We start from the raw sequence: 17,997 nt of genomic DNA, 5'->3' as shown, positions 1-17,997 counted from the left end.
ATGAAAACCAAACTTTTAGTAATTTTTGGACTCGTTTTACTATTACATCCAGCAATTGCATCTTCTCAAGTGTTTGGACAAATACAGATGATTGAAATCGGGTTTGATGAAACAATTGATTTTGATGGCATCCAAATCCATTTTTCTGATGTTGATACCTCTCGTTGTCCTGTTGATGGAGAATGTTCACGTGAACAAGTGACTGTAATAATCGAAATGGATCGTGGTACACTTTACACCACTAGCTACATGACTCTTGAAAAATCAACATCATACGTAAAACAATATGAAATTAGAGTGATGGATATACAACCATGGCCACCACACACAGAAAAATCTGAATATGTTGCAATTTTGGAAATTGCTCCGACTCCTACTCCTGAAGATGAACTTGCATGTGGTAAAGGAAACTATCTGATAGATGGTGTATGTCATCCTGGAAAACAAACTGGACTTACAGATGAACAACAACTAGTTTCTAGTCTGCTCTACATTTTGTTGATAAGCATTGGAGCTGGAATTAATATTGGTTTGATTATGCTAGTTACTTCAAATAAACGAAAAACAAAGAACGACAATCAAAATCCACACTCTCTATCAAGTGGGAATTTTATCAAAGAAAAACATTTGAGAATTTCTGCAATATCTGTTGTAATTGCATTCCCCATACTCATAATGTTGTATGGTATGGTGACCTGTAATGATACTAGATGTGATCCTGCAAGTCTTTTTGATATCGTAAAAATTTACTTTTATGGATTTTCAGGATATTTCCTTTCTGTTGGACTGCTCGGAATTCCTATTGGTCTTGTAGCACTAGCTTCGGGAAATCTAACGATGGGGTATATTGCAATTAATGTACTACCTTGGATAATTTTGACATTGACTAATCGTTATGCTGACAAAATGTCTATCTTGAGAATTTTGTATTGGTGGATAATTATGAATTCTGTTGCATTTTTGACATTTATGCAAGCTCCTTTCCCTATTTCTCCACTATAAACTAGAAAATCAATCCAAACCTTATTGAGAAAATAATGGTTAATTACTTTCATACTTCATCCAACTTGTGAATATTACAAAAAAGATTGTTGTTGGAGGAGCGATAATTGTAATATTGGCCATAATCACCAGTGGAATTTTTTCCATTTTGGTATCTGAAGAAATTAGTAATATGACCATTCATGAAGCAGAACGAGCTAATGCAGCGTACATCAAATCTATTGCATCTCAGGAACTTACAATGAACGACTTTGAAGCAATTAATTTTGATGAAAGAAAAACAACATTTGAGAATTATTTCCAGAGTGTAGAAAATGACAATACACTCAGAATTAAGGTATGGTCAAAAGATGGCACTATAGTATACTCTGATGACAGTTCAATTGTAGGTGAAAATTTTGCAGATAATATTCGATTCCAAAACTCAATCAACGGGCAACTAGTATCAGAAATCAAAGATCCAGTAGATCCTGAAAATATTGCTGAAACTGGATATGGACAATTAATGGAAATTTACGTCCCCATTTACTTGAATCAATCTGAACCTGTAGGCGTAATAGAACTTTATTTCTCAATGGATTCAATTAATCAAGCTATCAACAAAGCAAGTTCTCTAGTTTATACAATTATACTAATTCTAATTGGATTACTTTCACTTGCAATACTTGTTTTTTCTATAATTGTAGCAAAATCCTCTAAACAAAACATTGAACAAGAAAAATTTGCTGTACTTGGTGAGCTCACAGCAAGATTGTCACATGATCTTAGAAATCCTCTTTCAATAATTGCAGCTGGAGTTTCATTAATTTCAAAACAAACACAAGAAGAAAAAACTGCTCAAACTTGTGAAAAAATCGATCATTCAGTAAAGCGAATGACCCATCAGATTGATGATGTTATGACTTTTGTTAAAAAACGAGAAAAAAATATCCGAAAAACTACTTTGAATGAACTATTGGATTCTTCACTTGAAGAACTAATAATTCCTGAAAATATTTCCATTGAAAGACCCTCTGAAAATCCTTCTATTACTTGTGATAAAGATCAAATTGTCTTAGTATTCAACAACATCCTTCTTAATGCAATTCAGAAATTAGGTTCTGGAGGAAAAATTACTATTTTGTATAGCGAAAACAACAATGACCATGACATCACTATTCAGGATTCTGGAGAACCCATACCCGAAACAAATCTGAAAAAAATATTTGATCCATTATTTACCACAAAACAACAAGGTACAGGACTAGGTCTGTATAGTTGTAAAACAATAATTGAATCCCATAATGGAAGTATTACTGCAAATAACAATCCTACAAGAATTACAATTTCTCTTCCAAAAGAAGACAAGTGATCTTACTAAGATTTGTTTTTACATTCGAACTACTTCTGCATCTCGTCTAGTTCTGTTTGAGCGATTTGAATAACGAGTACGGGTATTGCAGCAGGGACATCTGAGGAATCTTTCTTTGAAATAGTAATCACAGTTATTGCAATAACATCCTCCTTTTTCATAGGCTGTAGGCTTTGCTTCTTTCTCAAATGTGTGACATTTGTTTTTGCATGCAGTTAAACCCATTTTCTCTTAGTTAATACTCATACTATATGAAGGTATAATGTTACTAGAAAGTGTCAAGGATACGAATACTTTATGAGTCTCAATTATTGATTTTTTATGATGATTGATGAAATTGAAGGTATGACTGTAATGGTCTCTGATCAACAAAAAGCCTTGGATTTCTACACTGAGAAACTAGGATTTGAATCAAAATTAGATACAGATGTTGCAGGATTTCGATGGATAGTGGTAGGACCACCAAACTCTAAAACCGTACTGAGCTTGGCAGATCCTGTCAATGTTGAGAAATGGTCTGAAAAAAAATCAACAAAACTAGATTTGAAAATTGGTACTCCAACTGGGATTTGGTTTTTCACAAAAAACATTGATGAGACATATCATGAACTTCAATCAAAGGGAGTTGAAATTACAAAACCTGAAAAACAAGTTTGGGGAGGAATAATGTGTACTGTTTATGACCAAGACAAGAATAGTTTTGGTCTTGTAGGTGATTCTGAACAACATTAATAATTTTATTTTAAAAATGAACGACAAACTTACTAAACTTCCACACGATCTTCCCATACCAAAAAATGATGGTAAGGCCTCTCATCTCTTAGGAAGACAAATTCCAAACCTCATTTTACCTTCAACTAAAAACAGTTTTTTTGATTTATCTGCAATTGAGAAAAAATATGGAATCTTGTATTTTTTCCCAATGATGAATATGCCGGAAAAAGACTTGCCCCAAGGATGGAATGATATTCCAGGTGCACGTGGATGCACACCTCAAAATATTTCGGTTACCAAACATATCATTGAACTTGAAAAACATGATGCCATGCCAATTGGAATTTCTTCACAACCAATTGCAGATCTAGAGCAGTTGTCTACATTAAGGAATTTTTCACAAATTCTGGTATCTGATAACAAACTCGAATTTCAAAAGAAACTCAATGTTCCTGTCTTTGCAGTTGATGGAAATACATTGTATAAACGACTTACACTAATTGTAAAAAATTCTAAAATCATAAAGGTGTTTTATCCTGTTTTTCCTCCTGATGAACACATTTTTGAGATATTGAAATGGTTGGAGAAAGAAAATGAAAACTAGCCTTTTGATAATTGCTGGACTGTTGACTCTTGGTGGCTCTCTAGTTTTACCAACAATGTCATATGCATTTGCAGCATGTGCTGCAGCACCATTTGGTGAATCTATGCCTTGTTTTGACAGTTTCCATGTATTTCATGAACCTCTCACCGAAGAATTGATTATGGATTCGATTTACAGAAATCTTGAAACGAATTATCAAGGCTGGATTCAAACTGATAGGAACTGGGCAAATAATGATGTGGGTTATGAACATCCAACAATAATTTGTACTGCATTTGATTGGAAAGGTCAGACCCATTACCGAATGTTGCAATGGAAAGATGACTATAGGCTTTCAAGTTTAGAAGATTATAGAAATGATTCAATGTGTGACAAGTGGTTTCCTCCAATGTCCTTAGATGCATCAAATCCTAGTTTTGATTGCAAAGAAGCAGTGAAAAATCAAATCCCTACTGACTGGAAATACAATTGTTATGATGAACCAATGGGAAATCCGCTAAGAGACATCAGTCTGTCCGAATCTGATGATCCTCAAAGACTAGAATTCATCTTGGAGCATTGTGAAAAACATGGCCCACTTGATTATGTTGGAAAATTAAGATATCTTAATGACACTCATTTGATAGATCTTGATACTTGTCAATGGGATACTAGAACCAACAGTGGAATAAGTTTGGATAGAACTGTTTACACCGTACCATTTTCTGGCGAACAATCAGAACAACCAAAGGCACTTTGTGAAGATGAAAATACTGTTCTAGTTGATGGAGTGTGTGTACCAAAACCAAAACCTTCTGATTTTAGAGATTTGCAAACAGGTGAAACCATCTCAAATCCTGAAGTGATTGTAATAATCCAGAGTCTGGGTGCCGTGTTGATAGTTTTATTCATTGTAATTTATGCAATAAAGAAGAGGAGAAAATGAAAACTAGATTTCTCATAATAATTACTGTATTTACTCTTGTACTAATTCCAATAACAACAGAATCTTTTGCTGAAGAATTGTGGCTTGATGCAGATTTTGATATTTTTAACGAACAACTACAAGATGATAGAAAATTTCGTATGGGTGAGACTGTACATGTTGTAGGCACTTCATCCTTTTACAACGAAGAGACAGATGAGCATTTTCCTGCATCTGACACTGAATTTCATGTGATGATCAAAAATACTCAAAATGATATAATTCAAGAATCTAATTATTTCTCAGACAGTGAAGGAAAAATAGCATTTTCATTTGAAATTTTGAATGATTTCTCTATAGGTGAATATACGATTGAGATGATAGTGGATAAAAGAAAACATCTTGATTTGTCTTTTTTTGTTGGACATTTGGTTGGTGATGTTGTAAAAATTGATGAAGAGTTTGATCTTTGGATGGAAGATTCTGAGATTGTATCATCTAATACAGCTCATCTAAACGGAATTTTATGTTCTGATTTTCTCAAAGAATCAAATGACAACGAATCTATTTACTTGCATCCATATGATGAAGAAATTTTAGAAGTAGAATCTGTAGAAATTAGAGCATTTTACACAAATCCTGATGGGGAAGAATTTATGACCTCATCTAATCCCGAAAAGAAATCATGTACAAACTTTACCGCCAACTTATCTGCTCATGTTCCTGGAGAATGGTCAGTTTATGTCAAGGCATTTTGGATGGAAAATGAAATCTTGTATGAGAGTACTAGTCATTCTATCACATATCTTGTAAAAGAATCTCTTTTTCAAGGAACAGTAGAGAAAATCCCAAAACCTAATCGTATGCAAAGCATGTATCTTTTGGATTGGAGTAATGATGGCAAATCTATATTGTTTTCATATTACTTGCAAAAAACTGAAGATTCCATCACACCCTATCTTGGTATACTTTCCACTGATGATTATGAAATTACAACTTTGAATATTCCAACGCTTTTGGAAACTGATGAAAAGATTCGTGCTGCAAAATTCTCTCCTGATGGAAAATACATTCATTTTGTAGCCAATGAGGGAAATTTGTTCCAATATGATATTGAAACATCACATGTTTTGAAACTCACGAATTTTTCTGAATGGGTAAATTTTGATTATTACCACTATTATGAAGAAGACCCTGAAAAATACTCTATAGTAATATCGTTGGATAGAGAATCATATTATGATGATCCGTCTGAACAGGGCTCCATATTGTTGGATATTGGAAATGGAGAAGAAAACAGCGTAGATAATGCACATGAATTGATTTCTGGCGATGAATTACATCATTTTGATATCAGTCCTGATGGAAAAAAGATCCTATTCCACAAGACCATTGAATCTAGCTATGGATGGGCAGATAGAGTTTTGGCATATTATACTCCAGAAGGTAATGTAGTAGAAATCCCAAATAGTCAAGTAAAATGTGGTCATCCTTCAAAATGGACTCCTGATGGTGAGATGATAGTTTATGGTGTATCTTCTTGCGGACGTGGGGCTCCTGGAGGAACACTTCATATCATTAGTACAGATGGCTCATATCATGAAATAATTTTGGGATATAACAACGACAGACCTGATACCTTTGTGATTAGTCCTGATGGTTTATCACTAGTGTATCTCAGAGAGAATAATTTTGAAATAATGACATTTGCAAAAGCAGTTCCTGAATTCCAAACTGTAATGATGTTTGTCTTACTATTGTCCATGTTGCCTATCGTTCTTTTGCGAAAACAGTTGATGTTAAAATGAGACTTGAAGTTGGAATAATTGTAGTTGTTGGAATTTTTGTGTCTATTTCATTGGGATTGATCATATCAAACCCTGATGCAACTCCAAAATCAGTATCATTTGCAAAGTATTCTGATGAACTATACCAAATCAACCAATTATCAAACAAATACTATGTAATGGAAGATATGCAAAAATTTGAAGAGTCAAAAAAACAGATGCAAGAAATCCTAAGAGAAATCTTTTATGACTATCTAGAATTAGAAATTTCAAACGTAGAGTTGATTGAGGGGCAGTATCCATTTCGTGATTCTTCGGCGTGGGTAGAAAAATTTGATTTAGATCCAGATTCAGTATGCAATTTTGAGAAACAGATACCTCTTCACATGCAATTAATCACTCAAACTGAAAACTATGAACGATTTGCAAAAAAATACTCTCACTACAACCTCACATTATCAATACTTGATGAACGAAGTTACATGTCTAATGTTCACTATGGACTAATTGCAGAAAATGACAAAAACCAATCTGCATCAACTTATTTTCATATTGATTCATGCAACAACGAGAGAACCGATAAAGAATTGCTTTTCTTGAGTTGTTTTGATGAGAATACCCACTATCGATATGCCACATTCAACTATGATGATATAGTTTCTAGTTATTCAAACAGTCATTTTTGTAAGGCAGAATTAGATCCTTGGCGTCAATCTGTTTACGAATATGGCCAAAAACTAACTGAAGAACGTAGAGCATTTGAAATGGAACATATGATGAATATAGAAAATCATGAAGAACAACTGGAAGTTTTTGCAGAAATGAATAAGCAAGGTGATTTGGGAAACATTGTTTGGAGTATTGTTCATGGAAAGTTTGATGATCAAAAGACTCAGGATATGATTAAACAATATGAAAAACAGCATGGCAGCCTTCCTGATGAATTGTTGGAGTTAATTGAAAACAGAAATGAAAATTAAAATCACAATAATTAGTGGAATTATACTTGCAGCTATATTGTTTGCAGGATTTTCTTCATCATTCATGTTTCCAAGTCCCACTTGTCCGGCAGGAACTATTCTAAAAAATGATGTTTGTGTAATTGATGATCCTGCTACTGGACTTCTAGTTGAAAAAAACGAACAATGCGATATCCCATATGATGAAAATTTCCTAAAAAGAAGAGCAATAAATGCATCCATTGCAGCGGAATTTTCCATCTATTCTACTGTAACTATTGATACATACAGTGTTGAAAACGATACCCATTCACTAATCTTGAAACCTGTACCAACTTCATATGGCTATATCACAATGTGTAACCCATTACCTGTTTTAGAACAAAGATTTGATACAAAACTAGATTCATTGGCAATTCTTGTTGATGGTGTGGAGATTCCTTATGAAATGAGAAACAATGTGCTTAGAATAGATGTGAACAATAATGCTATAATTGAAATTGTTGGATTTTCAAAGATTTGAAAATGATTGCTGTGATTTTGGGAATTCCTTAAATGTTAAAACGTCCTACAATACCCATGGATTCAAGAATTGCACTATTTACAATACTAGCAATTGCTGCAGTATTTGCAATGGCAGTCCCTATGGATTCTGTTTATGCACAAACAACTGATATCCTTCCTGATGGCGAAGGCAAGGATGGCGAAGGAAAATCCTGCCCATTCAAAAACAAGACTGCATCAGTTAACACTGGTTTGAATATCTAGACTTAGAATTTGTTAAATGGTTTTGAGGCCAATTTTACGTCTTCTCCCTTTACAGTCTTTCTGCCTGCATGAGAAGCCATATCTACTGCACTCTTTGCAATGCCGTTTGCCACCTCTTCGATAACTCTTCTTAGTTCATCAGCAGATTCGTCACTGACTCTTTCAGCACCTGCTTTTTTTAGAATTCTGTACATTGCAGATAGTCCCAATTCTGATGATTTCATGGATTGTGTTTTCATTTTTTGTGAAAAAAGATAATGAGTGAAAAAATATCACTAAGGAATCGATTTATACAGACTATTTTAAGAATTGATCAAGAAATGACTTGGTCCTTTGATTCTCATATTCATCTCTCTGATCCTCAATATGTCCCTGACATGGATTTTATTTTACAGGAAATGAATTCCTTGAAGATCAAAGCATGTTGTGTATCAATGGATGTGCAAAATTCTCAAGAAACATTGGAGCTTGCAAAAAAAAGTGAACTTGTTTTACCATTTATTGGAATTCATCCCGAGTGTGCAAATGACGAACTAGAAAAAGTTGTAACTATGATTGATGAGAATCATGAAACTATTACAGGAGTTGGAGAGATTGGATTGGATCCAACCTATACTAATAACGATGAAGACACTAAAAGACAAACTATAGTCTTTGAAACTTTGTTATCTTGTGCTGAGAAATACAACAAACCAGTGTCAATTCATTCAAGGAAGAGCTTGGATGATGTATTTCAAGTCATGACCTCATATGATACCAAACATGCTTTGCTTCACTGGTTTGATGGAAGCAAAAAACAACTTGCAAAGGCCATGGATATGGGATTCTATGTCTCATTTGGTCCTGTAATGGTCTATGCTAATGACAAACAGGTATTGTTGTCAAAATGTGATGAATCAAAAATTCTAGTTGAAACTGATGGTCCTGTTAGATTCTCTAGATGCTTTGAGATGAAATCAGCCGATATTGGCTTTATTCCAAGTGTAATCTTTTGTGCCTCAAAAGTTCTAGGCAAATCATTTGATGAGACTGTATCACTGCTAGAAAAAAATTCCAACGCATATCTTGGAATATAGGTATAAAATACCCCCTTCGTTAGACGATTCGTGGATAGAATAAAGCGACTTTCATACGAAGTTTTAGAGACTCACAAGTCAAAGTTCGGTGAAGATTTTGCTGATAACAAAAAAATTCTAAATGAAGTATCCATAGTCCGCTCAAAGGGACTCAAAAATGAGATTGCAGGTTACATTACAAACTATATCAAAAAAGAGATTCGAGAAGAAAAGGCAAAAAAAGCACAAGCTGAAGCTTCCAAATCCCTAGAGCAAGAAGCTCAAGTAGAACCTGAACCAGTAGAAGCAACTGAAAACACAGAAGCACCTGCTGCAGAAGAAACTCCTGAAACTGAAGCCCCCGCAGTAGAAGCAACTGAAAACACAGAAGCACCTGCTGCAGAAACAACTCCTGAAACCCCAGAAGAAAAATCTGAATAATACACTAAGTATTAATTTCAAACTTTTAACAACACATCATAATGATTACTGTAAAACTTGTTGGCGGTGCCAAAAAGTCTTTTTCAACTGAAAAGTTAGAATTTGAAAAATCAAACATTACTATTCAAGAACTAATTGACTTGTTATTGGAAACAAAACCAAACGATTCTCCAGAGTTGGATACTGAAAATATCTTGATTGCAGTAAATGGTGTTGATTCTTCTGCACTAGAAGGAAAATCAACTATGATAAAAAATGATGATGTAGTTAGTATCATTCCTGTAATTCATGGAGGTGCTTCAAAAAAACTGCTCTACAAGATACTCTCAAAACAGATTCAAGTTGTACAAATCAAAGGCCAAAAGAATATTGATGTAAAATTCCTCGATGACTTGAGAGAAAAATTCCCTAAAATCCAACTTCAGGCAATATCAAGCAAATTTGTACTAAATAGTTCTCATCTCAAAAAGATTCTATCTCTTTCACTAGAGTCTCAAAAAAATGATGTTTTACTCTCAAACAAACTTGAAACTGATATTCTGATGCGTTTTGCAATATCAAAACAAATCTCTGCTGCAATTGCATCTGCAGGAATAAAACCCAAGACTGATTTTCTCTTAATTGCAATTGGAAACAAAACTAGTCTTGATTCTCTGTACAAACAAGTGTCACCACAATCTATTCCACTATTTTCAAAAAATAACGAAGCATTCCTCAAAAAGTCATTTGACATCTCAAAAAAACAAATTGACTCTGTTTATTCCAAAAATCCCCTAGAAGATATTCTAGTAGAAACGGCAGCAGTCTTACTCTGACATACTGCGTTTAGTTTTCTCTGTACTCAAAATGTCTGATTTTTTTAGCACAGAAATTCCAGTCTTGTTGCCTAAAATCTCAATTAAAACAACCTTGTCTGGAAATTCCAGTGAGACCTGACTTTTTATCTTGCTTGCAATTTTTGTAATTATATCCTGACTGGACATGTCTGAGTTTCTTTTCTCAATAGATATTCTGTATTTTTCATCTTTTGATATTCCATCAGAAAACTCTTCGACAACTTTCTCAATCTCTTCTATCTTTGTCTCCACAACTCTCTGAATTGGAATGATTCTCAAACAGTATCTGACACTCCATGGCTCATCAAGGAGTGTCTCTTTTATCTTTCGTACCACCTCTACTGGATCTAGTTTCGTTTCAGCAGTAAGAATTCCTGACATGCTTGTGATTGTAACCTTGGGATCAGAATCTCCAAATTCATCTAAAAATCCCCTCAATTCCTCTTCTGTCTCTGGCTCTAGATGTCTGGCACATGTCACTATCAGATTCATACCTTCAAAATCTCCTCTTTGCTCAAAGAGCCTTCTCTAATAATTTTGATTTTGCCATCTTCTATTGCAATAATAGTTGATTCTCCTTTACTTGTAATTGTTCCACCATCAACAAACACGTCATAGTTTTCTACACTTTTGATGCATTCTTGTGGATCAAAAAATGATGGTTGTCCTGAAACATTTGCACTAGTTCCAATTAGATAATGACATTTTTCCAATAATGATAATGTGCATTTGTGGTTTGGAACTCGCAGTGCAATCTTGTCTGATAGATTCAATGACTCTTTTAATTTTTCATCCTTTAATTTCAAAAGAATTGTTAGTTGACCTGGCCAAAATTTCTCTACAAGTTTTTCTGAAATTTCATCAAATTCGGCAATCTGACTGGCTATCTCTTTAGAGTAAACTAGAACTGGAAATGGTTTTGAAAAATCCCTTGATTTTATCTCATAGACTTTTTTTGCAGACTCTTTGCTGTAAGGGTTGCATCCAATGCCGTATACAGTATCAGTTGGAAAAATAACTATTCCTCCATCCTCAATTACTTTGGATGCCTTTTCAATTCCTTCCTTGTCACAGTTTACCTTCAATGATTTTTCCTAGTTTTTTTGTTTAATTACCATTTTCTTTTGAAAAGTTTTTAACATCAAATTTTTTCTATGGTAACGTATGTCTAATCCAGATTATCAGGATACAGATTTTGAAGATGACTTTGATGATGAATTAGATGATTTGGATGAAGATTAGATGTTTAATCCAAAATTGTCTGCAAAGCTTGTAAACTTGTAATATGCTTGAAGAAACTCTCTTCCTGTTGGACTGATTTTGTATTTGTTAGAACCTTGACTGTCGACTTGCTCCAATAGACCTTGAGATACCAGTGTTTTTAGAATTCTTGAAATTCTAGAATGAGAAACGTTTGCTTTTCTAATCAGATAAGTTACTGTTGCCCCATCTTCGTCTTGAAGATCATCTCTGGTAGTAGATAGAATATCGCCAATAATTTTCATATGAGTTCTATACTCGGCCATTTCTTACTGATTCTTTTGAGAATTTCTATGATAGAACGATGATATTTTGCAATATACAAAAAAGATAAAAGAATTTGACAACTTTTGCATTTTGGAAAAATTCGAGCCTAGATTGAAAAATTACTCTAATCCTTCGTCAAATTTTATCTTGGTTAGAGGAACCTTGCTAACTGGGATGAATAATGCAATTAATCCTCCAATTTTGATTACCATTGATACTGAATAGAGGATGGATTCAGGGAAGACAAATGAGTACCATCCAAGAAATTCTCCTAATGCCAATAATGCCAATCCAATTGAAACTGAGATTGCTCCTTTGTTTCTATTATCAAGATATGATAACATTGTCTCAATTGCACCATATGCAAGCAAGATGAATGAAACTGATCTAAAGAGATGTTCTAACTGCACTGATGAAACTAGAAAGAATGGTAAGATTCCAACTGATCTAAAGTAACTTGATTTTGGAAAAAATGATTTGATACTGTGTGAGAATGCAATGAAAAAGTATCCAACTGTTTGAATTGCAATTCCCAAAGTTTGTATCCATCTTTCAATGTTGCCAGACTTTATGACAAAATCTTCTGCCATGTATCCTGCCCATATTACAAAGAATCCAATACTGATTGAGAAAAATGCAATTGTTAATCTAAATAATGTTGGACTGCCTGTGTTTCGGAATCCAATCAGTGACATTATTCCAATTCCAAGTCCAACCAAAAATCCTATGAGATTAAGTATATTTTCTAAGAGAAATTCCAATGATGTTTAGAAATCTACTAAACTAATTATTTTAATCTGATGAATGATTTTACCATCTTGTTAATCCCATTCATCTAGGGAACCTGCAGTCTGTCCTTCAGTACTTCCTGCATAGTCACCAAGTATGTCTGAATAAGTTGCTTGGTTATGTGCAACAAATTTGACGTATTCACCATAACTCATATCCAAATCACAAGATCCACATTTTACAAAAGAAAAGTCTGGTGACAAGTCTGCGTCCTCTTTACACTTGGGACACTTTATCTTCATGAAATGATTTGGCCTTTGTTAATTATTATTACTTTTCACAAAATCTCAAGAAAACTGCTTTTCTGAAAATTTTCTAGGCATAAAGTTTGATTGCTCTTCTCATTTGAACATATTTTTAAAAATTGACAAAAAATCAGACAAATTTTTCGATTCATGTCAATCATAGTTATCTTTTATGAAATCCACAAATCTCCAATGGCACAAGAACTAAACTATGATGGAGTAATGCATCGCCTCTTTGACCTTGATGAGAACATTCGATTTGCTGCAGTAGCTAACATGAATGGCGAAATCCTTGCAACACATTCAAGACCAAATACTAATCTGTATCTCTCACACGATGACACACTAGACACAATCCAACACGCAATTAGTGCATGGAAATCCCGAGAAAAACATTACAGCAAAGTTGGCGAGGGACTCTATACATTGGCTGTTTATGAGAAGCTAAGAAGGGCAACAATTCCTTTGCCAAGTGGAAACCTACTTCTTGTAACAATTGACAACTCTGGTGGTCAACAACAAATCATGGAAAAAATCCTCAATGAAGTAAAAGTGCATGATTACACTACGGGGTAACCTCTTTTCTTTTTTATTTGACTCAATAAAAGATAAAAGGAGTTTCAAATAGCAATCTTTCATGACTCGTACTTGTACAAAATGCAAGAATGAAATTCCTGATACTGAACAATTAGGTCCAGTCAATGAGAAATATCCCACATGTAACAAGTGTTGGGCTGAATGGAAAGAGTATCAGATAATGGTAATGAATGAATTGAAACTTGATATGTCAATGGCTGATCACAGAAAATTACTAAAAAAACACGAGAAAATCTTTGTAGGTGTATTGTCTCCTGAAGGAGAAGTTATTGATTATACCAATGAAGATAACAGAAAACCTGATGAGCCTCAACCTGGCGCTTAAAACTTCAAGTGTTTTTTCGCATTTTCAGGAATAACTAACATTATTCTTCTCTTTTTATCCTCATCAAGATTATTGATTATTCTTTTTACTGTACTTGCCAGTATTTCTTTTTCATTTTCTTCTAGTGTGAGATAAATTTCCAATATTCCATCTAGATTGAATGTGATTAGTTTTTGCGGATTTTGTGCAACTTCTGTAATGTATGCTGAAAACAGTCCCTCTCTTTGCTCTTCAGAAAGTGTAGTCAAAATTTTTAGCCATGTCTTGAAGAGTTTTGCAAAATTTGGGAATGGAATTGTTGGTCCTGCCTCTAGTGCATTGTTGATCACTTCATCCTGATCTGGTTTTGCCAATGAAAAAAATTCCATCATCCGTTTTTTTAGAATTGGATTTCTCAAAAAGTCTGGGAGATTTGCTAGATTGACAATGATGTTTCCTGCAAAATTCTCTCCAACCATCGATCTAGAAAATCCAATCTTGGTTATAAAATGATGTCACACCACTTTAGCTTAAATAAACCAAAGTCAAGCTCAACATCATGACATCTACTGTTGTAGTTGGTGGATTTTTTGGAGATGAAGGAAAAGGAAAGATCATCTCCTATTTGGCAATAAAAGATAATCCCAAAGTTATAGTTCGTGGCGGTGCAGGACCAAATGCCGGTCACACAATCAAAGATGGCGATAAAGTTTACAAAGTTCGTATGCTTCCAAGCGGTTTTCTAAACAAAGATGCCAAAGTCATGATTGGCCCAGGTGTTGTGATTAATCCTGAAGTACTGCAAAAAGAGATTGATGATTTTGGTGTCTCAGGACGTGCATTTATTGACAAACATTGTGGAGTTATTGAAGAGACTCATCTTGCTCGAGATTCCAAAGGTGAACTCAAAGAGAAGATTGGTAGTACCGGCTCAGGAACAGGACCTGCAAATGCTGATAGGGCAATGAGGGTTTTGAACTTGGCAAAAGACTTTGATTCACTATCCTCAATAATTACAGATGTTCCAGCCGAGATTAATTCTGCTATAGACAAAAACGAAAATGTCCTAATTGAAGGAACTCAAGGCACATTCCTATCTTTGTGGCATGGTACATATCCATTTGTAACCTCAAAGGATGTTACAGCTTCAGGAATTTGTGCTGATATTGGATTAGGTCCAACCAAAGTAGATGAAGTGATTGTTGTCTTCAAGTCTTATGTTACGCGTGTAGGCACGGGCCCACTTGACAAAGAACTCTCACTTGAAGAAGCAGAAAAGAAAGGCTGGTCTGAGTTTGGAACTGTTACAGGACGTCAACGTCGTGCAGCTGATTTTGATTTTGATTTAGCTAGGCGTGCAATCATGCTTAATGGTGCAACACAAATCTCAATTACAAAACTAGATGTGTTGTTTACAGACTGTGCGGGAAAAACTTCGTATGATGAATTGTTTGATGATGCAAAAGCATTCATAAAAAATATTGAAGATGAATTAAACACGCCTGTTACAATTATTGGAACAGGACCAACTGTCAATGATGTCATTGACAGAAGAAACTAGGCTCCAACTTTTTGGATAAGTTTAATTTGTTAATCGATCGTTAACTTTCGTGGAACAACCTTCTTCTCCTGTTGACAAACAACCTCGATACATACAAGTTAATTCCACTTTAGAATTCACTAGGCTCGTTTGTGCACTAGAGCGTGCACCACGTGTATCATTTTTGCATGATCATGACGGCAGAAAAATTCTTTCAGTCCAAATGGATGTTCTAAAAGAAAAACCAATCGTATACTTTACACCTCTGGATCATAACGGCCATTATCTTCGTTATGGATTAACAGGAGGCAAAGAAGAATCTGAAATTGTAGATTCTACTTCTGATTCTAGTAAATTATACTCTCCAATTGTTCGAATAAAATCACTTCCAAAAACACTGAAACCTGGAAATGGCACTCTAGACCGATATCAACCAATTGAACTAGAAGACATGTCTAGTCTTGCAAAACTTACATGGGGATTTGAAGAAATACCATTCCCGTTATTTCTGTTCCCTCATAATGATAAATGGCTTCTTGGGGTCTTCATGAATTTTAATGAAGAAGGAACATCATACTTTTGTCATGTATTACTAGACAAAGATCCCGAAAAACCATTCCTAAAGTTCTCAACTAGCAATGTAATTGAACCAGTCTTTGTTGATAATCCATCTGAACACGGTTATTCATACATCAAAATAATAAAATTAAAAGACACTCATCCATTAGTTGATTATGCTCACCTTCAAAACTAGACTTTCTCAGATCGCAAAAACAAATGGCAAAGTAATTCTTGCTAATGACTATGATCCATCTGTAAAAAATTTAGAAACAAAAACAATCTCTAATATCAAAAAATTACATCCGTATCTTTGTGCAGTAAAACTAAATTTTCATTTGTTACTTCCACTAAGTAGCAAACAAGTCCTCAACATAAACAAAACAGCTCATAGGTATGGTCTTCAAACAATTGCCGACATTAAACTAAATGATATTGGCAACACAAATCGTGTTACTACAGAAAATTTGTGGAAGATGGGTTTTGATGCAGTCATTGCAAATCCTATCATGGGACTAGATAGTCTGAAAAATCTGGTAAAATCTGCCCACAAAAATGGCAAAGGAGTCATCACCTTGTGTCATATGAGCGCCCCTGAGGCTAAATTATCATACGACATGGAAGTAAAGATGCGAAAAAAGCAGCAACTCTATCAACTATTCTTAGATTGGGCACTGGAAGCAAAAGTTGATGGAATTGTAGTTGGTGCAACTTTTCCAAAAATTATCCAGTACTGCTCAAAAAAGGCTGGACGAAAACTCAGTATCTTTTCTCCAGGTGTTGGAACACAAGGTGGTAATGCAAGTGAAGTTATCTCTGCTGGAACAAATTATCTAATTGTTGGAAGAACAATTCTAAATGCAAAAAAACCAACTGATATTGCAAAAGATTTGCAGCTAGACAGTCTTGGAAAGTAGCATCTGAGCTTTAGTTAGAACTGTCTTTGCATTATCAAACGTAGTCTTTTCCATTGCAGTATTGTAATCCATCCATGTGTAATCAAGATGCTCATGTGAAATGTTTACTTCTTTAGTTGTAGTTTCCGCCAAAAAGAAGACAACTTTTTTGTGAACAAGCTCCTTTTGATATTGAAAATTGTATTCTATCCACTCTTCAAACCCTTCTACAAAATTCACATCAGTTATCCCTGTCTCTTCTTTTGTTTCTCTTACTGCAGTTTCATGTGTTGATTCACCTTTTTCCATCTTACCTTTTACAAAATCCCAATGACCTGATGGATAATGTAAAAGTAAAAACAAATTCTTAGAGTCCTCTTTTCTAAACAATACTATTCCTGCTGATGTCTCTTCAATCATTTTCCTAATCTTCTTTTTCTTTCTTGAAATGTTCTAATGGCTCGCATCAAATCTATTTTCCTAAACTCTGGCCAAAAGATATCCATAAAAACTAATTCACTGTATGCGCTTTGCCACATCAAAAACCCACTGAGTCTTTTTTCACCTGATGTTCTCAAAATCATGTCTGGTGATGACTGTGGCAAGTGTGATGTATACAAGTTTGATTCAATCTCTTTTTTTGTAATCTTTTCAACATCTAACTGACCGTCTTTGATTTTTTCACCTATCTTTTTGACAGCATCAACTAGTTCATACTGTCCACCATATGCTAGTGCAATGTTTAGGAAATGATTGTCATAGTCTTTAGTAGCATCATCTAACTTTTGTAAAATCTCTTTGATGGAATCAGGCAGCAACTCTATTCTTCCAATACCCTTTACTCTCATCTTTGATCGATGAATTCGTGGATCGTTGTACAGCTTTTCTAACCTCATGCGAATTAACTCGTAGAGATGATCAAGTTCTTCATCATTTCTATCCAAGTTTTCAGCTGATAATGCATACAGCGTTACAATTTTGATGTTAAACTCTTCACACCAATCAAGAAGGTTCTCTACTGCATCAGCTCCCTTCCAGTGTCCTGCCTTTGGAAGTGACAGATGTCTTTTGGCCCATCTACGATTTCCATCTAAAATTAATGCAACATGATTTGGAATGT

Annotated in this window: 27 protein-coding genes; 17 read left to right on the top strand and 10 right to left on the bottom strand. The window is 34.5% G+C overall.

The annotated features are described in order from the left end of the window. Complete coding sequence (locus tag NMAR_RS07705) at positions 1-1,002, top strand: hypothetical protein (RefSeq protein WP_012215824.1); 1,002 nt, start codon at positions 1-3, stop codon at positions 1,000-1,002. Between the two features lie 67 nt (positions 1,003-1,069). Then, positions 1,070-2,353, top strand: coding sequence for a sensor histidine kinase (locus tag NMAR_RS07700; RefSeq protein ID WP_012215823.1), 1,284 nt, complete (start codon positions 1,070-1,072; stop codon positions 2,351-2,353). Positions 2,354-2,371: 18 nt separating this feature from the next. Here the strand turns inward: NMAR_RS07700 and NMAR_RS07695 are convergent, their stop codons facing one another. After that, the gene (locus tag NMAR_RS07695; protein ID WP_148680208.1) at positions 2,372-2,578 is read right to left on the bottom strand and encodes a hypothetical protein; all 207 of its coding nucleotides are present in this window, start codon (positions 2,576-2,578) and stop codon (positions 2,372-2,374) included. Between the two features lie 96 nt (positions 2,579-2,674). On the opposite strand from NMAR_RS07695, the gene NMAR_RS07690 reads away from it, so the two are divergent. Genes NMAR_RS07690 through NMAR_RS07660 form a run of 7 tightly spaced genes read left to right on the top strand, consistent with a single transcriptional unit; the run spans position 2,675 to position 8,089 of the window. Continuing rightward, positions 2,675-3,085, top strand: coding sequence for a VOC family protein (locus NMAR_RS07690; RefSeq protein WP_012215822.1), 411 nt, complete (start codon positions 2,675-2,677; stop codon positions 3,083-3,085). Between the two features lie 16 nt (positions 3,086-3,101). Then, positions 3,102-3,671, top strand: a complete 570-nt coding sequence (locus tag NMAR_RS07685; RefSeq protein WP_012215821.1) for a redoxin family protein — start codon at positions 3,102-3,104, stop codon at positions 3,669-3,671. Continuing rightward, entirely contained in the window at positions 3,661-4,596 is a 936-nt protein-coding gene (locus NMAR_RS07680) for a hypothetical protein (protein ID WP_012215820.1), read from the top strand. Before NMAR_RS07685 ends, NMAR_RS07680 begins: the two co-directional genes overlap by 11 nt. Next, on the top strand, positions 4,593-6,383 hold the full coding sequence (locus tag NMAR_RS07675; protein WP_012215819.1) for a PEFG-CTERM sorting domain-containing protein: 1,791 nt from the start codon (positions 4,593-4,595) through the stop codon (positions 6,381-6,383). The genes NMAR_RS07680 and NMAR_RS07675 overlap by 4 nt, the downstream gene beginning before the upstream one ends. Further along, positions 6,380-7,342: a hypothetical protein gene (locus tag NMAR_RS07670; protein WP_012215818.1), complete on the top strand. Its 963-nt coding sequence runs from the start codon at positions 6,380-6,382 to the stop codon at positions 7,340-7,342. The genes NMAR_RS07675 and NMAR_RS07670 overlap by 4 nt, the downstream gene beginning before the upstream one ends. Further along, entirely contained in the window at positions 7,332-7,844 is a 513-nt protein-coding gene (locus NMAR_RS07665; protein WP_148680207.1) for a hypothetical protein, read from the top strand. The genes NMAR_RS07670 and NMAR_RS07665 overlap by 11 nt, the downstream gene beginning before the upstream one ends. 56 nt (positions 7,845-7,900) lie before the next feature. After that, positions 7,901-8,089: a hypothetical protein gene (locus tag NMAR_RS07660; protein ID WP_148680206.1), complete on the top strand. Its 189-nt coding sequence runs from the start codon at positions 7,901-7,903 to the stop codon at positions 8,087-8,089. Positions 8,090-8,091: 2 nt separating this feature from the next. Here the strand turns inward: NMAR_RS07660 and NMAR_RS07655 are convergent, their stop codons facing one another. Further along, positions 8,092-8,313 carry a histone family protein gene (locus tag NMAR_RS07655; RefSeq protein ID WP_048071117.1) on the bottom strand — a complete coding sequence of 74 codons (222 nt, stop codon included), beginning with the start codon at positions 8,311-8,313 and terminating at the stop codon, positions 8,092-8,094. Positions 8,314-8,409: 96 nt separating this feature from the next. On the opposite strand from NMAR_RS07655, the gene NMAR_RS07650 reads away from it, so the two are divergent. Genes NMAR_RS07650 through cgi121 form a run of 3 tightly spaced genes read left to right on the top strand, consistent with a single transcriptional unit; the run spans position 8,410 to position 10,400 of the window. Further along, positions 8,410-9,165: a TatD family hydrolase gene (locus NMAR_RS07650; protein WP_187146531.1), complete on the top strand. Its 756-nt coding sequence runs from the start codon at positions 8,410-8,412 to the stop codon at positions 9,163-9,165. 30 nt (positions 9,166-9,195) lie between these two features. Beyond that, a complete protein-coding gene (locus NMAR_RS07645; protein ID WP_012215813.1) occupies positions 9,196-9,585 on the top strand; it encodes a hypothetical protein in 390 nt (129 codons plus the stop codon). A gap of 41 nt (positions 9,586-9,626) precedes the next feature. Next, positions 9,627-10,400, top strand: a complete 774-nt coding sequence (gene cgi121, locus NMAR_RS07640; protein WP_012215812.1) for a KEOPS complex subunit Cgi121 — start codon at positions 9,627-9,629, stop codon at positions 10,398-10,400. On the opposite strand, the gene NMAR_RS07635 is transcribed toward cgi121, so the two are convergent. From NMAR_RS07635 to NMAR_RS07615, 5 genes are all read right to left on the bottom strand, one after another. Then, positions 10,392-10,913 carry a THUMP domain-containing protein gene (locus NMAR_RS07635; RefSeq protein WP_012215811.1) on the bottom strand — a complete coding sequence of 174 codons (522 nt, stop codon included), beginning with the start codon at positions 10,911-10,913 and terminating at the stop codon, positions 10,392-10,394. The genes cgi121 and NMAR_RS07635 overlap by 9 nt on opposite strands. Further along, a complete protein-coding gene (locus NMAR_RS07630; RefSeq protein ID WP_012215810.1) occupies positions 10,910-11,506 on the bottom strand; it encodes an L-threonylcarbamoyladenylate synthase in 597 nt (198 codons plus the stop codon). The genes NMAR_RS07635 and NMAR_RS07630 overlap by 4 nt, the downstream gene beginning before the upstream one ends. A gap of 153 nt (positions 11,507-11,659) precedes the next feature. Then, the gene (locus NMAR_RS07625; RefSeq protein ID WP_012215809.1) at positions 11,660-11,947 is read right to left on the bottom strand and encodes a winged helix-turn-helix domain-containing protein; all 288 of its coding nucleotides are present in this window, start codon (positions 11,945-11,947) and stop codon (positions 11,660-11,662) included. A gap of 120 nt (positions 11,948-12,067) precedes the next feature. Beyond that, entirely contained in the window at positions 12,068-12,709 is a 642-nt protein-coding gene (locus tag NMAR_RS07620; protein ID WP_012215808.1) for a hypothetical protein, read from the bottom strand. A 60-nt stretch (positions 12,710-12,769) separates the two neighbouring features. Beyond that, on the bottom strand, positions 12,770-12,979 hold the full coding sequence (locus NMAR_RS07615) for a hypothetical protein (protein WP_012215807.1): 210 nt from the start codon (positions 12,977-12,979) through the stop codon (positions 12,770-12,772). A gap of 153 nt (positions 12,980-13,132) precedes the next feature. Between NMAR_RS07615 and NMAR_RS07610 the strand changes: the two genes are divergently transcribed. Both NMAR_RS07610 and NMAR_RS07605 read left to right on the top strand, forming a co-directional pair. Continuing rightward, a complete protein-coding gene (locus NMAR_RS07610) occupies positions 13,133-13,558 on the top strand; it encodes a hypothetical protein (protein WP_012215806.1) in 426 nt (141 codons plus the stop codon). A 61-nt stretch (positions 13,559-13,619) separates the two neighbouring features. Beyond that, positions 13,620-13,904: a Fe(2+)-trafficking protein gene (locus tag NMAR_RS07605; protein WP_012215805.1), complete on the top strand. Its 285-nt coding sequence runs from the start codon at positions 13,620-13,622 to the stop codon at positions 13,902-13,904. On the opposite strand, the gene NMAR_RS07600 is transcribed toward NMAR_RS07605, so the two are convergent. Then, positions 13,901-14,362 carry a hypothetical protein gene (locus tag NMAR_RS07600; RefSeq protein WP_012215804.1) on the bottom strand — a complete coding sequence of 154 codons (462 nt, stop codon included), beginning with the start codon at positions 14,360-14,362 and terminating at the stop codon, positions 13,901-13,903. The two genes, NMAR_RS07605 and NMAR_RS07600, sit on opposite strands and share 4 nt — an antisense overlap. A gap of 80 nt (positions 14,363-14,442) precedes the next feature. On the opposite strand from NMAR_RS07600, the gene NMAR_RS07595 reads away from it, so the two are divergent. From NMAR_RS07595 to NMAR_RS07585, 3 genes are read left to right on the top strand one after another with little or no spacing between them, the layout of a single operon-like run. Further along, entirely contained in the window at positions 14,443-15,444 is a 1,002-nt protein-coding gene (locus NMAR_RS07595; RefSeq protein ID WP_012215803.1) for an adenylosuccinate synthetase, read from the top strand. A 49-nt stretch (positions 15,445-15,493) separates the two neighbouring features. Then, positions 15,494-16,177 (top strand): hypothetical protein, encoded by a 684-nt coding sequence (locus NMAR_RS07590; protein WP_012215802.1) that lies wholly within the window; start codon positions 15,494-15,496, stop codon positions 16,175-16,177. Further along, positions 16,158-16,898 carry an orotidine 5'-phosphate decarboxylase gene (locus NMAR_RS07585; protein WP_012215801.1) on the top strand — a complete coding sequence of 247 codons (741 nt, stop codon included), beginning with the start codon at positions 16,158-16,160 and terminating at the stop codon, positions 16,896-16,898. Before NMAR_RS07590 ends, NMAR_RS07585 begins: the two co-directional genes overlap by 20 nt. Here the strand turns inward: NMAR_RS07585 and NMAR_RS07580 are convergent. Continuing rightward, positions 16,878-17,297: a bis(5'-nucleosyl)-tetraphosphatase gene (locus tag NMAR_RS07580; protein ID WP_012215800.1), complete on the bottom strand. Its 420-nt coding sequence runs from the start codon at positions 17,295-17,297 to the stop codon at positions 16,878-16,880. The genes NMAR_RS07585 and NMAR_RS07580 overlap by 21 nt on opposite strands. Beyond that, positions 17,294-17,995 carry a polyprenyl diphosphate synthase gene (uppS, locus tag NMAR_RS07575; protein ID WP_274377700.1) on the bottom strand — a complete coding sequence of 234 codons (702 nt, stop codon included), beginning with the start codon at positions 17,993-17,995 and terminating at the stop codon, positions 17,294-17,296. Before uppS ends, NMAR_RS07580 begins: the two co-directional genes overlap by 4 nt. Between the last annotated feature and the right edge of the window lie 2 nt (positions 17,996-17,997).

Source organism: Nitrosopumilus maritimus SCM1 (genome assembly GCF_000018465.1).
Lineage (GTDB): Archaea > Thermoproteota > Nitrososphaeria > Nitrososphaerales > Nitrosopumilaceae > Nitrosopumilus > Nitrosopumilus maritimus.
The sequence above is the reverse complement of the archived record's forward strand: the minus strand, read 5'-3'. Positions and strand labels throughout refer to the sequence as shown.

Coding starts and splice junctions, on each gene's coding strand:
- NMAR_RS07705 (WP_012215824.1), top strand. CDS start 1: ATGAAAACCAAACTTTTAGTAATTTTTGGACTCGTTTTACTATTACAT.
- NMAR_RS07695 (WP_148680208.1), bottom strand. CDS start 2,578: ATGGGTTTAACTGCATGCAAAAACAAATGTCACACATTTGAGAAAGAA.
- NMAR_RS07690 (WP_012215822.1), top strand. CDS start 2,675: ATGATGATTGATGAAATTGAAGGTATGACTGTAATGGTCTCTGATCAA.
- NMAR_RS07685 (WP_012215821.1), top strand. CDS start 3,102: ATGAACGACAAACTTACTAAACTTCCACACGATCTTCCCATACCAAAA.
- NMAR_RS07680 (WP_012215820.1), top strand. CDS start 3,661: ATGAAAACTAGCCTTTTGATAATTGCTGGACTGTTGACTCTTGGTGGC.
- NMAR_RS07675 (WP_012215819.1), top strand. CDS start 4,593: ATGAAAACTAGATTTCTCATAATAATTACTGTATTTACTCTTGTACTA.
- NMAR_RS07670 (WP_012215818.1), top strand. CDS start 6,380: ATGAGACTTGAAGTTGGAATAATTGTAGTTGTTGGAATTTTTGTGTCT.
- NMAR_RS07665 (WP_148680207.1), top strand. CDS start 7,332: ATGAAAATTAAAATCACAATAATTAGTGGAATTATACTTGCAGCTATA.
- NMAR_RS07660 (WP_148680206.1), top strand. CDS start 7,901: ATGGATTCAAGAATTGCACTATTTACAATACTAGCAATTGCTGCAGTA.
- NMAR_RS07655 (WP_048071117.1), bottom strand. CDS start 8,313: ATGAAATCATCAGAATTGGGACTATCTGCAATGTACAGAATTCTAAAA.
- NMAR_RS07650 (WP_187146531.1), top strand. CDS start 8,410: ATGACTTGGTCCTTTGATTCTCATATTCATCTCTCTGATCCTCAATAT.
- cgi121 (WP_012215812.1), top strand. CDS start 9,627: ATGATTACTGTAAAACTTGTTGGCGGTGCCAAAAAGTCTTTTTCAACT.
- NMAR_RS07635 (WP_012215811.1), bottom strand. CDS start 10,913: ATGAATCTGATAGTGACATGTGCCAGACATCTAGAGCCAGAGACAGAA.
- NMAR_RS07625 (WP_012215809.1), bottom strand. CDS start 11,947: ATGGCCGAGTATAGAACTCATATGAAAATTATTGGCGATATTCTATCT.
- NMAR_RS07615 (WP_012215807.1), bottom strand. CDS start 12,979: ATGAAGATAAAGTGTCCCAAGTGTAAAGAGGACGCAGACTTGTCACCA.
- NMAR_RS07610 (WP_012215806.1), top strand. CDS start 13,133: ATGTCAATCATAGTTATCTTTTATGAAATCCACAAATCTCCAATGGCA.
- NMAR_RS07605 (WP_012215805.1), top strand. CDS start 13,620: ATGACTCGTACTTGTACAAAATGCAAGAATGAAATTCCTGATACTGAA.
- NMAR_RS07600 (WP_012215804.1), bottom strand. CDS start 14,362: ATGGTTGGAGAGAATTTTGCAGGAAACATCATTGTCAATCTAGCAAAT.
- NMAR_RS07595 (WP_012215803.1), top strand. CDS start 14,443: ATGACATCTACTGTTGTAGTTGGTGGATTTTTTGGAGATGAAGGAAAA.
- NMAR_RS07585 (WP_012215801.1), top strand. CDS start 16,158: ATGCTCACCTTCAAAACTAGACTTTCTCAGATCGCAAAAACAAATGGC.
- NMAR_RS07580 (WP_012215800.1), bottom strand. CDS start 17,297: ATGATTGAAGAGACATCAGCAGGAATAGTATTGTTTAGAAAAGAGGAC.